This window comes from Pseudomonas granadensis, assembly GCF_900105485.1.
In the GTDB taxonomy this organism is placed as follows: domain Bacteria; phylum Pseudomonadota; class Gammaproteobacteria; order Pseudomonadales; family Pseudomonadaceae; genus Aquipseudomonas; species Aquipseudomonas granadensis.
In genome coordinates, this window is the sequence record NZ_LT629778.1 from 2,432,519 (window position 1) to 2,444,923 (window position 12,405).

General features: G+C 62.0%; 11 protein-coding genes. 6 read left to right on the plus strand and 5 right to left on the minus strand.

Annotation, left to right across the window (positions count from 1 at the left end; translation table 11 throughout):
- Positions 1-122 precede the first annotated feature (122 nt).
- The 6 genes from BLU52_RS10910 (at position 123) to BLU52_RS10935 (ending at position 7,629) form a co-directional block, all read left to right on the plus strand.
- A complete protein-coding gene (locus BLU52_RS10910; protein WP_167359930.1) occupies positions 123-809 on the plus strand; it encodes a CsgG/HfaB family protein in 687 nt (228 codons plus the stop codon).
- A gap of 28 nt (positions 810-837) precedes the next feature.
- Positions 838-1,206, plus strand: a complete 369-nt coding sequence (locus BLU52_RS10915; RefSeq protein ID WP_090283191.1) for a DUF4810 domain-containing protein — start codon at positions 838-840, stop codon at positions 1,204-1,206.
- The gene (locus BLU52_RS10920; RefSeq protein ID WP_090283192.1) at positions 1,203-1,862 is read left to right on the plus strand and encodes a DUF799 domain-containing protein; all 660 of its coding nucleotides are present in this window, start codon (positions 1,203-1,205) and stop codon (positions 1,860-1,862) included. The genes BLU52_RS10915 and BLU52_RS10920 overlap by 4 nt, the downstream gene beginning before the upstream one ends.
- A 167-nt stretch (positions 1,863-2,029) precedes the next feature.
- Complete coding sequence (locus BLU52_RS10925) at positions 2,030-2,719, plus strand: GntR family transcriptional regulator (RefSeq protein ID WP_090283193.1); 690 nt, start codon at positions 2,030-2,032, stop codon at positions 2,717-2,719.
- A gap of 133 nt (positions 2,720-2,852) precedes the next feature.
- A complete protein-coding gene (locus BLU52_RS10930; RefSeq protein WP_090283194.1) occupies positions 2,853-4,964 on the plus strand; it encodes a hybrid sensor histidine kinase/response regulator in 2,112 nt (703 codons plus the stop codon).
- Positions 4,965-4,995: 31 nt separating this feature from the next.
- A complete protein-coding gene (locus tag BLU52_RS10935) occupies positions 4,996-7,629 on the plus strand; it encodes an excinuclease ABC subunit UvrA (protein WP_090283195.1) in 2,634 nt (877 codons plus the stop codon).
- Between the two features lie 195 nt (positions 7,630-7,824).
- Here BLU52_RS10935 and BLU52_RS10940 read toward each other — a convergent pair whose 3' ends face one another.
- Genes BLU52_RS10940 through BLU52_RS10960 form a run of 5 tightly spaced genes read right to left on the minus strand, consistent with a single transcriptional unit; the run spans position 7,825 to position 12,405 of the window.
- Positions 7,825-9,774 carry a response regulator gene (locus BLU52_RS10940; RefSeq protein ID WP_090283196.1) on the minus strand — a complete coding sequence of 650 codons (1,950 nt, stop codon included), beginning with the start codon at positions 9,772-9,774 and terminating at the stop codon, positions 7,825-7,827.
- Positions 9,764-10,639 (minus strand): sensor histidine kinase, encoded by an 876-nt coding sequence (locus tag BLU52_RS10945; protein ID WP_090283197.1) that lies wholly within the window; start codon positions 10,637-10,639, stop codon positions 9,764-9,766. The genes BLU52_RS10940 and BLU52_RS10945 overlap by 11 nt, the downstream gene beginning before the upstream one ends.
- Positions 10,632-11,645, minus strand: coding sequence for an ATP-binding protein (locus BLU52_RS10950; RefSeq protein WP_090288506.1), 1,014 nt, complete (start codon positions 11,643-11,645; stop codon positions 10,632-10,634). The genes BLU52_RS10945 and BLU52_RS10950 overlap by 8 nt, the downstream gene beginning before the upstream one ends.
- Positions 11,642-12,046: an anti-sigma regulatory factor gene (locus BLU52_RS10955; protein WP_090283198.1), complete on the minus strand. Its 405-nt coding sequence runs from the start codon at positions 12,044-12,046 to the stop codon at positions 11,642-11,644. Before BLU52_RS10955 ends, BLU52_RS10950 begins: the two co-directional genes overlap by 4 nt.
- Positions 12,043-12,405: an STAS domain-containing protein gene (locus tag BLU52_RS10960; RefSeq protein WP_090283199.1), complete on the minus strand. Its 363-nt coding sequence runs from the start codon at positions 12,403-12,405 to the stop codon at positions 12,043-12,045. The genes BLU52_RS10955 and BLU52_RS10960 overlap by 4 nt, the downstream gene beginning before the upstream one ends.

Below are 12,405 nucleotides of genomic sequence, written 5' to 3' on the forward strand. Positions count from 1 at the left end.
TTGACGCCAAAAAATCCTGTCATGAGTGATGGCACTTTGTCATAATGCCGGCCCTCTTCCGCTGGCCAGCGCTTTGCCGTGCCGGGACACCCCGTTTTTCAAGAAGGAAATACTCAGTGAGAATGATCTCCCGGATGTTGGTCTCAGGCGTTGCGATTGCCGTGCTCGGCACCCTGGCCACCACGCTGTCCGGCTGCGCCACGGAAAGCTCCCGCGCGCTGCCGGTGGCCAAGGTCGAAAGCGCCAATCAAGTCTGGACCGGCGTTCGCGTGCCAATGGCCGTGGGCAAATTCGACAACCGCTCCAGCTACATGCGCGGCATCTTCTCCGACGGCGTCGACCGTCTCGGCGGCCAAGCCAAGACCATCCTGATCACCCACTTGCAGCAGACCAACCGCTTCAGCGTGCTGGACCGCGACAACATGGGCGAAATCCAGCAGGAAGCCACCATCAAGGGTCAGGCCCAACGGTTGAAAGGCGCTGATTACGTGGTCACTGGAGACGTCACCGAATTCGGCCGCAAAGAAACCGGCGACCACCAGTTGTTCGGCATTCTCGGTCGCGGCAAAACCCAGGTTGCCTACGCCAAGGTCAACCTGAACATCGTCAATATCAGCACCTCCGAAGTGGTCTATTCGACCCAGGGCGCCGGCGAGTACGCCTTGTCCAATCGCGAAATCATCGGCTTCGGTGGCACCGCTGCCTACGACTCCACCCTCAACGGCAAAGTACTGGATCTGGCCATGCGCGAGGCGATCAATCGTCTGGTCGACGGCATGAACGCCGGTGCCTGGAAACCGGGCAACTGATCGACGCCCATTGCAAGGAGCAACACCCATGAAGCTGAATCTGTCGCGCCCGTTGCTGGCGCTGACCCTGGCCGCCAGCACGTTGCTGGCCGGTTGTGCCGCGCCGAAAACCCTGTACCAGTGGGAAGGCTACGAGCCGCAGGTCTACGAATACTTCAAAGGCGAAGAACCGAAGGAAGCCCAGGCCGAAGCGCTGGAGCGTGACCTGCAAAAAATCCGCTCGACGGGTAAAGCCGTGCCGCCGGGCTACCACGCGCACCTGGGCCTGCTCTATCTGAGCATGGGCAAGGACGATCAGATGGTGCAGCAATTCAACACGGAAAAAACACTGTTTCCCGAGTCCGGCACGTACATGGACTTTTTGCTTAAAAATGCCAAGGCCGGAGTCACCCAATGATCTCGCGTACCTGCAAATGGCTGATCGCCGGTCTGGCCCTGACCGTGCTGGGTGGCTGCGTCGCGCCGAAAACCGTGGATTACTCGGCCTACAAACAGGCGCGTCCGAAAACCATTCTGGTCCTGCCGCCGCTCAATACCTCGCCGGACGTGAAGGCTTCCTACAGCCTGCTGTCGCAAGTGACGTTCCCGCTGGCCGAGGCCGGTTACTACGTCTTGCCGATCACCCTGGTCGACGAAACCTTCCGCCAGAACGGCATGACCACGCCCGATGACATCCATCAGGCACCGCCGAACAAACTGCAGGAAATCTTCGGTGCGGACGCAGCGCTGTACATCACCGTGACCGAATACGGCACTCGCTACATGGTGATCAGCAGCGAAACCGCAGTGACCGCGACGGCGAAACTGGTCGACCTGAAAAGCGGCACGACGCTGTGGACCGGCACGGCGCGCGCGTCGAGCGAAGAGGGTGGCAACAACGGTGGTGGCGGTCTGATCGGCATGCTGATCACCGCCGCCGTGAAGCAGATCATCAACAGCTCCACCGACGCCGGCTACCCGATTGCCGGTGTGGCGAGCAATCGTCTGCTTTCCGCTGGCCACCCGGCAGGCCTGCTGTACGGCCCGCGTTCGCCGAAATACGGCACCGACTGAACCTCTACCGGTGATCGTTTCCACGCTTTGCGTGGGAATGCCGCCATGGACGCTCTGCGATCAATAGTGGTCAGTCCCAGCGCCATTTCCCCATCGAAACCCCTGTATCCTGACGCCAAAGTCGATATTCTGCGCCTCGGGCCAACCGACGCCAAAGGAGTGTTCGTATGACCGACAAGAAACCGGAGACCACGGTCGACCGCGTCTACCAAGGGGTTTACCAGGCGATCAGCAAGCGTTCGCTGCGTCCGGGGATGAAACTGGGCGAGGCCTCGCTGGCCGAGCTGTTCAATGTCAGCCGCACCTCGGTGCGCGCGGCGCTCAAGCAACTGGAAGCCGAAGGGCTGGTCACCACGGAGCCCAACAAGGGCGCATCGGTGTCGTTGCCGAGCAACGAAGAGCTGCGCTCGCTGTTCGAAACCCGCCGTCTGATCGAGATCGGCATCGTCACCGAACTGTGCCGGCGTAAAGACCCGGCGGCGATGCAGGACCTGCGCGCGCACCTGCTGCTCGAAGACGAAGCCCACGCGGCGGGCGATCACGAACGGCTGATTTACCTGCTCGGTGAATTCCATCTCAAACTGGCGCGCAGCCTGAACAACCCGGTGCTGCTCGATTGGTTCCAGAAACTGATTTCCCGCGCCTCGCTATACGCTGCTGCGTTGGATGACGACAGCCATGAAGTCTGCCGCGACGACGAACATTTGCGTCTGATCGAGCACATCGAGGCCGGCAACCAGAGCGCTGCCATCGAACTGACCTGCACCCATCTGAACGGGATCGAGAAGGCCATTCTCGACGTCGCCGCGAAAATGAAAACCGGCTACCACCCGCTCAAGCACTTGATCGGCGTCTAGTCGGCTGCACGCCCACAAATCGGCTAATCTCTGATGAAACCAATGCGACCGAAGATGCTCGAAACACACGAGCGTCGCGTCGTTCCGGCGTCGCGACAGATCGGGCACTCACCACAGGACTCCGAGTCAATCGATGCAGTTTTTATCCGAGAGCTACGGTTGTGACGGCTGGAAAGGCGAAATGGCCGAGCGTATTCGGGCGTTCGACTGGAGCCACACCGAGCTGGGCCCGTTGCGTAGCTGGCCGGCGAGCCTGTGCAGCGCCGTACAACTGATGCTGGCCTCGCCATTGCCAATGGTGATGCTTTGGGGGCGCGCCGGTTACATGGTCTACAACGACGCCTATTCGCAGTTTGCCGGGGGACGCCATCCTTACCTGCTTGGCGCGCCAGTCGAACTGGGCTGGCCGGAAGTCGCCGAATTCAATCGCAACGTGGTCGATACCTGCCTGGCGGGCGGCACGCTGTCCTATCGCAATAAACTTTTGGTGCTGTTGCGCGACCGCGTCCCGGAAGACGTCTGGCTCGATCTCTATTACAGCCCGGTGGCCAATGATGAAGGCGCGCCCGCAGGCGTGATGGCAATGGTGGTGGAAACCACCGAGCTGGTGATCTCCGAACGCCTGCGTCAGGAAGCGGAGAACGCCTACCGCGCCGATAACGAGCGAGTGCGGCTGGCGCTGAATGCCGGGGCATTGCTCGGCTCGTTTGTCTGGGACATCAAAAACAACCGGCTGTCGGCCGATGAACGCTTCACCCGGACCTTCTCCTATCCACCGGACCAGGACCTGAGCAATCTGGCCCAGGACATTGCCGACTCACGCATTCATCCCGATGACCTCGCCTGGGTGCAGGAGCGTGTTGCTCATTCGGTGCAGACCGGTGAGCCGTATAACGCCGAATACCGGGTGTTGCGCAGCGATGGCAGTTACCTGTGGGTGCTGGCCAGCGGTGCTTGCGAATTCGACGAAGACGGCGCGCCGCTGCGCTTTCCGGGTGTGCTGATCGACATTCATGAACGCAAGAACGCCGAAGAATCCCTGCTCAAGTTCACGCGCAATCTGGAACAGCGTGTGGCCGAAGAGGTCGAGGCGCGCCTCGCGGCTGAAGAGCAGTTGCGCCAGTCGCAGAAGCTCGAATCGATCGGCGGATTGACTGGCGGCGTCGCTCACGATTTCAACAATCTGCTGCAAGTGATCGCTGGCAACCTGCATCTGCTCGCGCGGCATGAACCGAACAATGCCAATGTGCAGCGCCGCGTCGGTGCTTCGCTGGCAGCGGTCGAGCGCGGCGCCAAGCTGTCTTCGCAACTGCTGGCGTTTGCCCGGCGCCAGCCGTTGTCGCCGGCGGTATGCAACCCGCAGCAGATCTTCGAGGGCGTCGGCGAATTGCTCCAGCGCGCCCTCGGCGAAACCATTCAGATCGACGTGCAATTGCCGCCAGCACCGTGGCATGTCTACGTCGACCGCAACCAGTTGGAAAACGCCATTCTCAACCTGGCGATCAACGCCCGCGATGCCATGCAAGGCGAGGGCGTGATCGGCCTCAGTGCCTCCAACGTCCAGCTCGATAGCGCGTTCTGTGCCGGTAAAGGCATCAGTCCCGGCGACTTCGTGCGGGTCGCGGTCAGCGACAGCGGCGCGGGTATCCCGCCGGACATTCTCGAGCAAGTGTTCGAGCCGTTTTTCACCACCAAGGCCGATGGTCAGGGCACCGGGCTTGGCCTGAGCATGGTCTTCGGTTTCGTCAAACAGAGCGGCGGCCATGTCGAGATCGACAGCCGGATCGGCGAGGGCACGCGGGTGCAGTTGTATTTCCCGCGCAGTCTGCGCCCGATCCTCGACGAATCGCCGAACCTGCAACGCCAGCAGAGCGGCGGCAACGAGACGATTCTGGTGGTCGAGGACAACGATGCCGTGCGCACCTCGGTGGTCGAGTTGTTGCGCGAGGAAGGTTATCGCGTGGTCACGGCCGGCAATGGCGATGTGGCGATGCAGACACTGCTTGAAGGCACTGAAGTCGATCTGATTTTCACTGATGTGGTCATGCCGGGATTGATCAAGAGCTCGGATTTGTTCGCTTGGGCCAAGGTGCAGACGCCGCCGGTGGCGGTGCTGTTCACCTCCGGACATACCCGCGACATCATTTCGCGCAATCACCAGCTCAGCCCCGACACCCATCTGCTCGGCAAACCCTACAGTCCGCAAGCCCTGCTGCAGACGATTCGCTCGGTACTCAGCAGTTGAGCGCTGAACACCCCCTCACCAAGGCAGGCCGATGACTTCCAAACGCAGCTCCAAAGCGCCCGCCGGCATGGTCCGCGTTCGCGGCGCCCGCGAACACAACCTGAAAAACGTCGATGTCGACATTCCGCGCGACGCCTTGGTGGTGTTCACCGGGGTGTCCGGTTCGGGCAAATCATCGCTGGCGTTTTCGACGCTGTACGCTGAGGCGCAGCGGCGCTATTTCGAATCGGTGGCGCCTTATGCTCGGCGTCTGATCGATCAGGTCGGCGTGCCGGATGTCGACTCCATCGAAGGCCTGCCGCCCGCCGTCGCTTTGCAGCAACAGCGCGGCACGCCGAGTACGCGTTCTTCGGTAGGCAGCGTGACCACGTTGTCGAGCCTGATCCGCATGCTCTATTCGCGCGCCGGCAGTTATCCGCCGGGGCAACCGATGTTGTACGCCGAGGATTTTTCGCCGAATACCCCGCAGGGCGCCTGCCCGGAGTGTCATGGGTTGGGGCGGGTTTATGAAGTCACCGAGGCGCTGATGGTGCCGGATCCGAACCTGACCATCCGCCAGCGCGCCGTGGCGTCCTGGCCTCTGGCGTGGCAGGGACAGAACCTGCGCGACATCCTCGTAACCATGGGTATCGATGTCGACATTCCATGGAAAAAACTGCCGAAAAAGCAGCGCGACTGGATTCTGTTCACCGAAGAAACCCCGACGGTTCCGGTGTACGCCGGGCTGACCCCGAAAGAAACCCGCGTCGCCCTCAAACGCAAGATGGAACCGAGTTACCAAGGCACGTTTACCGGCGCCCGTCGCTACATCCTGCACACCTTTACCCACTCGCAAAGTGCGCTGATGAAAAAGCGCGTTTCGCAGTTCATGCTCGGCAGCCCGTGCCCGTTGTGTGAAGGCAAACGCCTGAAGCGTGAGGCGTTGTCGGTGACGTTTGCCGGGCATGACATCGGTGCGTTGTCGCAGATGCCGTTGCTGCAACTGGCAGAGGTGTTGCGCCCGGTCGCGGCGGCGGATTATCTCGAGCAGGCTGAAGAAAGCAGTGACACCCTCAGTCATGCGCAAACCCGCGAGGCCCGCCAGCAGCGCGTGGCCCACGGCGCCAGCGGTCATGCCAGCGCGCCGGATGTGCGGCACACGCCGAACCTGTCGCTGGAGAAGCGCATTGCCGCGCAGCGCATCGCCGAGGATTTGCTGGAGCGAGTCAGCACCCTGACCGATCTGGGCCTTGGTTATCTGGCGCTGGAGCGCAGCACGCCGACGCTGTCTTCCGGAGAGTTGCAGCGCTTGCGCCTGGCGACGCAATTGGGCTCGCAGCTGTTCGGGGTGATTTACGTGCTCGACGAGCCCTCCGCCGGCCTGCATCCGGCCGATGGCGAGGCGCTGTTCGAGGCCTTGCAGCGTCTGAAGGCGGATGGCAACACGCTGTTCGTGGTCGAGCATGATGTTGAAACCATGCGCCGCGCCGACTGGCTGATCGACGTCGGCCCGGCTGCGGGCGAGAAGGGCGGTCAGGTGTTGTACAGCGGCCCGCCGGCCGGTCTGGCCGAGGTCGAGTTGTCGCAGACCCGGCCCTATCTGTTCGGCGAAGCGCAGCGTCCACCACGCGCCGCACGCAAACCCTCGGCGTGGCTGAAACTTGAGGGCATCACCCGCAACAATCTGAACAATCTCAGTGCCGAATTTCCGTTGGGCTGTTTTACCTCGGTGACCGGCGTTTCCGGCTCCGGCAAGTCGAGTCTGGTCAGTCAGGCCTTGCTCGAACTGGTCGGTGCGCAACTGGGGCGGCCGACGGTGGAGGCCGAGCCGGAAGAACTCAGCCTCGAAGACGATGCACCGCAGATCAGCGGCGGCCAGGTCACAGCGGGGCTGGAATCGATCAAGCGTCTGGTGCAAGTCGATCAGAGGCCGATTGGTCGCACGCCACGCTCCAATCTGGCGACCTATACCGGGCTGTTCGATAACGTACGCAAATTGTTTGCCGCCACCGATGCGGCGCGCACCGAGGGTTACGACGCCGGGCAGTTTTCTTTCAACGTCGCCAAGGGCCGCTGCGCCACTTGCGAAGGTGAGGGGTTTGTCAGTGTCGAGTTGCTGTTCATGCCCAGCGTTTACGCGCCGTGCCCGACCTGTCATGGCGCGCGCTATAACCCGCAGACCCTGGCGATTGTCTGGCAAGGCTTGAGCATCGCTCAGGTGTTGCAATTGACCGTCGATGAGGCAGTCACGGTGTTTGCCGAGCAACCGGCAATTCGCCGCTCGCTGGAAGTGCTGCGCGATATCGGCCTCGGTTACCTGCGCCTCGGCCAGCCGGCCACCGAATTGTCCGGCGGTGAAGCGCAGCGCATCAAACTCGCCACCGAATTGCAGCGCAACCAGCGCGGCGCGACCTTGTATGTGCTCGACGAACCGACCACCGGATTGCACCCGCGCGATGTCGACAGGCTGCTGGAGCAACTGGATACGCTGGTGACGGCAGGGCACACGGTGATCGTCGTCGAGCATGAAATGCGCGTGGTCGCGCAGAGTGACTGGGTGATCGACATCGGCCCGGGCGCCGGGGATCAGGGCGGCAGAATCGTCGCCGCCGGCACACCGCAAAAAGTTGCCGTCAGCAAGAAAAGCAAAACGGCGGCGTTTCTCGCACGTGCCCTGATCGGGTAACTGGCGCCATTGCTGGCAGTTCCCTGCGCCACCGCGCAGACGACGTATCCCCTGTAGGAGTGAGCCTGCTCGCGATAGCGGTGTGTCAGGTACAAATGATTTGACTGATCAGCCGCGATCGCGAGCAGGCTCACTCCTGCACAGGATTGCGGCCTGTCCGGTATCTGTGTGGGAGCTGGCTTGCCAGCGATGGCATCAGCTCAGGCCCCCATCCAGCGTGCGGCGAACCTTGTCGAGCAGTTCGTTGATCTGGAACGGTTTGACCAGCATGTCCATGCCCGTGCCAAGGAACACCTGGCGGTTGAGCGCGGTTTCGGCGTAGCCGGTCATGAACAGGATCGGTAAGCCTTCGCGCCAGCCGCGGGCGACATCGGCCAGTTCCCGCCCGCTCATGCGCGGCAGGCCGACGTCGGTCAGTAGCAATTGAATTGACGGATCATTCTGCAAACGCTCCAGCGCCGATTCGACATCGACCGCCTGAGTGCAACGATAACCGGCATCTTCCAGCACTTCGGTGACGAACAACCGCACCGTGGCCATGTCTTCGACGATCAGCACGTGCTCGCCGCTGCCTGTGGCGTCGGGCAAGGGCGCCGGTGTGTCGGCCCCGGTCGGGTCGTTGGTGCCGGGGAGCATGATGGTCACTTCAGTGCCACGCCGGGCAACGCTGCGAATGTGCGCGTCACCGCCAGACTGGCGGGCGAAACCGTAAATCGTCGACAGGCCCAGCCCGGTGCCCTGACCCAGCGGTTTGGTGGTGAAGAACGGTTCGAACACTTTGTCGATCACGTTGTGTTCGATGCCAGTGCCATCGTCACGCACCGACAGGGCCACGTACGCGCCATCGGCCAGATTCGGATCGCCATGGGAATAGGCGGCGTACGTATTCACCCAGATATTGCCGCCCGAGGGCAGGGCATCGCGGGCGTTGATCACCAGGTTCAGCACTGCGCTTTCCAGCTGCACCGGGTCGACCAGGGCAATCGCCGGTTTATTGGTCAGTTCCAGCTTGAGGGTGATGCGCTCGCCGATGGTGCGCACCAGCAGTTCCTCCAGCGAGCGAACGTGCTCGTTGATGTCCACCGGCCTTGTGTCGAGTGGTTGCTGGCGGGCAAATGCGAGCAGGCGATGGGTCAGCGATGCTGCGCTCATCGCCGAGTTCAATGCCGCTTCGGTATAGAACTGCACTTTGTCCAGACGCTCATCGGCGATGCGCTTCTGAATCAGTTCAAGGCTGGTGATGATCCCGGTCAGCAGGTTGTTGAAATCGTGAGCAATGCCGCCGGTGAGCTTGCCCAGCGCATCCATTTTCTGCACTTGCAGCAATTGTGCTTCGGCGCGCACGCGCTCGGCGACTTCCTTGGCCAGTTGCGTGGTGGTGTCGTCCAGTTGCGCCAGGTGCGAGCGCTCACGGTGGCGGTGTTCGGTGACATCCTCGACGAACACCAGGCTCAGTTCTGGCCTGCGATAGGGCGAGATCTGCCACTGCGTTTCGCAAATCTCACCCTGCACGCGCATGTTCAGCGTGCCTTTCCAGCGCTCGCCGTCCACCAGGCGCATACGCAATTCGTCAAGAATCGCCGATTGATCCTCGGCGAAGCATTCCTGCAGGGCCAGCGGGTTACGGTTGTCGACGATCAGTTGGGCGAACGCATGGTTGCACTCATGCACTTCAAGGCTGGCATCGAGCACCGCAATCGGCGCCGAGACGTTGGCGAAGATTTCGCGAAAGCGCGCTTCGCTTTCGCGCAAGGCGTTTTCCGTGTCGCGTACCCGCAGCAAGGTGCGCAGCGTGGCGAGCAGCACGTCGGGGTCGACCGGGTGAATCAGATAGGCATCGGCGCCCGCGTCGAGACCGGTGATGATGTCGCCGGTCTGGATCGATGCCGCCGACACGTGGATCACTGGCAGCAGCGCCGTACGCGGGTCGGCACGCAGCAGGCGAACGATATCGAAACCGCTCATGTCCGGCAGGTTAACGTCGAGGATCAACGCATCGAGCGCTTCGCTCTCGATCAGGGCCAGCCCGTCGCTGCCGGTGCCGGCTTCCAGCACCGTGTAACCGTGGCGCTCGAGGCGCCGGCGCAAGGCATAACGGGTAGCAGCGTTGTCATCGACGATCAGCAGGCGGATGTCACGATTCATCGACGTTCTCCAGAGCGATCGCCAGCGGGATGATGACAAAGAACGTCGAGCCGACGCCCGGCGTACTTTCTACGCCGACTTCGCCGCCCAGCAACGCGGCAAATCGCTTGCACAGTGACAGGCCCAGACCGGTGCCGCGCAGGCGTTTCTGCAACGGCGAATCGACTTGAGAGAAATCTTCGAACAGGGTGTCATGCAGCTCCGCCGCGATGCCGATGCCGGTATCGCTGACGGCGAAGCGCACACGGTCTTCGCCTTCCATGCGCGCCGACACCCGCACTTCGCCGCGAGTGGTGAACTTCAGCGAGTTGGAGATGAAGTTGCGCAGAATCTGCCCGAGCTTCTTGTCGTCTGTGTACAGGCGCGGCAGGCCACGCGGTTCTTCGAAAATCAGGTCGACCGCCGAGGCATCGACGATCGGCCGGAACATCCCGCGCAGGGCCGAGAACAGGTCGAACATGTCGAACCAGGCGGGAGAAATGGTGATGCGTCCAGCCTCGATCTTCGCCAGATCAAGCAGGTCATCGACCATGTCGCTCAGTTCGCGGGCAGCGGTGCTGACGAAGGCCACCTGCTTGTGCTGTTCCGGGCTGAGGGGCCCGTCGAGTTCGTCGGCCAGCAAGCTGTTGATGCTCAGAATCGAACCCAGCGGCGTGCGGAACTCGTGGCTCATGTACGACAGGAAACGGCTTTTCAGATCCGAAGCCTGCCGCAGCTCTTCGGCCTGGGTGTCGAGTTCGGCGTACAGCGCCAGCACACCCTGATTGGTTTCATCGAGTTCTTCGCGCAGCGCCGTGGTTTCGCGCTGCAACTGCTCGATCAGCGCGAGCTGTTCGGCGTGGCTCAAATCGGTCGATTCAGCCATGACTGGCCTCCAGCGCGACGACCAGCACCGTAACGTCGTCGCGGCCACGACAAAAGTCGCGGTGCAACACGCTGGCTATCACGGCGGGATGGCGATGCACCAGGCCGGGGTAGTCTTTCAGGTTCCAACGGGACTGTAAGCCGTCGCTGTACATGATCAATAAATGTCCGTTCACGTGAGCATAGTCAAAAGGTTTGGCTTTTCGGTACTGAGCACCGACGATGCCGGGGTGCGAGGCCAGGCCGCGCGATTTTTCCGGGTCGAGCAGGCTGGCGCCGATATTACCGACACCGGCGAACGTCAGGCCATTGCGCTGACTGTCGAACTGGGCGAACGCCACAGCGCCGCCACGGGTGCCGAGCATGTCCTGATGCAGATCTTCCATCAACCTCACCGGATCGGCAAACGGCTCTCGGGCAAACGCCCGGGCCCCGGCCAACGCTGCACGTTCGGCGTCTTCGCCATGACCCAGGCCGTCAATCACCAGCGCACTGATCCGCGAGGCTTCATACGCCAGGTGCCAGACATCGCCGCACGCAGGATCGGCATGCAGCGAATGCTGGCTGACGCCAAAACGGATATCCGCCTGACGATCACCGCGTGGGAAGATCCGCGCCAACAGCACGGCGCCACGGTGGTCAGCGTAGACATCGAACGCGTCGGTCTGCCGAGATACCGCCCCCAGGCCAATGCCTTGCGTGCCGCCGGTGGAAAAGCCATCGGCCAGACACGCGTCGAGATCAAAACCCTGAGCCCGATCTACCGTCTGCATTTCAATGCCAAAGCCGTTGCCCGGCCGCGCCAGTACCCGCAGGTGAAACTCACCGCGTTGGGCATGCTTGAGCACATTGCTGGTCAGTTCCGTCGCAACCAATGCGACACGGCCGGCATCGTTTTCATCGAAACCATGCTGCTCGGCGAGTTTCTGCGCGGTGCGCCGCGCGTGGCCGATCTGGCTGCTGTCCTCGATCGGCAAAACCTGGGTCAATGACCCGGCAATATTCATGTCCATCGGGTGATCGTTATGCGCGTGCCTTTGCCGGGCTCAGTGTCGAGTTCGAACTCATTGACCAGCCGCTTGGCACCGGTCAGGCCAAGGCCCAGGCCACTGCCGGAGGTCCAGCCGTCGGTCATCGCCAGTTTGATGTCGGGGATGCCCGGGCCTTCATCGCGAAACGTCAGACGCAAGCCGACCCGGCCGTTTTCCTCGAGGATCTGCCAGTCCATGTCGCCGCCACCGCCATAGACCATGGTGTTGCGCGCCAGCTCGCTGACGGCGGTCACCAGTTTGGTCAGGTCGATCAGGCGCATGCCGCATTCGGTGGCAAGTTTGCGCGTGGTCTGGCGGGCCAGCACCACGTCCTGTTCAATGAGAATGGGTTGGGTACCACTGCTGCGCACGGTCATTGCAGGCGTACTCGATCCTGCAGCAGTTTCATTCCACGTTCGACGTTCAGCGCGGTGCTGACGCCGGGCAAGGTCATGCCCAGCTCAACGAGGGTGATCGCCACGGCCGGTTGCATGCCGACCAGCACGGTTTCGGCGTCCATGATTTTCGACAGACCGGAAATCGTGCCGATCATGCGCCCGATGAACGAGTCGACCATGTCCAGCGCGGAAATGTCGATCAACACGCCGCGCGCCGAGGTACGACTGATGCGTTCGGACAGATCGTCCTGCAGGGTCAGGGCGAGCTGGTCATGCATGTCGACCTGAATGGTCACCAGCAGCAGATCGCCCATTTGAAGAATCGGAATACGTTCCAT

Excerpts from the sequence above, each read along its gene's own strand:
- BLU52_RS10955 (WP_090283198.1), bottom strand. The coding sequence starts at position 12,046 with ATGACCGTGCGCAGCAGTGGTACCCAACCCATTCTCATTGAACAGGAC.
- BLU52_RS10930 (WP_090283194.1), top strand. The coding sequence starts at position 2,853 with ATGCAGTTTTTATCCGAGAGCTACGGTTGTGACGGCTGGAAAGGCGAA.
- BLU52_RS10915 (WP_090283191.1), top strand. The coding sequence starts at position 838 with ATGAAGCTGAATCTGTCGCGCCCGTTGCTGGCGCTGACCCTGGCCGCC.
- BLU52_RS10920 (WP_090283192.1), top strand. The coding sequence starts at position 1,203 with ATGATCTCGCGTACCTGCAAATGGCTGATCGCCGGTCTGGCCCTGACC.
- BLU52_RS10945 (WP_090283197.1), bottom strand. The coding sequence starts at position 10,639 with ATGGCTGAATCGACCGATTTGAGCCACGCCGAACAGCTCGCGCTGATC.
- BLU52_RS10925 (WP_090283193.1), top strand. The coding sequence starts at position 2,030 with ATGACCGACAAGAAACCGGAGACCACGGTCGACCGCGTCTACCAAGGG.
- BLU52_RS10950 (WP_090288506.1), bottom strand. The coding sequence starts at position 11,645 with ATGAATATTGCCGGGTCATTGACCCAGGTTTTGCCGATCGAGGACAGC.
- BLU52_RS10940 (WP_090283196.1), bottom strand. The coding sequence starts at position 9,774 with ATGAATCGTGACATCCGCCTGCTGATCGTCGATGACAACGCTGCTACC.
- BLU52_RS10910 (WP_167359930.1), top strand. The coding sequence starts at position 123 with ATGATCTCCCGGATGTTGGTCTCAGGCGTTGCGATTGCCGTGCTCGGC.
- BLU52_RS10960 (WP_090283199.1), bottom strand. The coding sequence starts at position 12,405 with ATGGAACGTATTCCGATTCTTCAAATGGGCGATCTGCTGCTGGTGACC.
- BLU52_RS10935 (WP_090283195.1), top strand. The coding sequence starts at position 4,996 with ATGACTTCCAAACGCAGCTCCAAAGCGCCCGCCGGCATGGTCCGCGTT.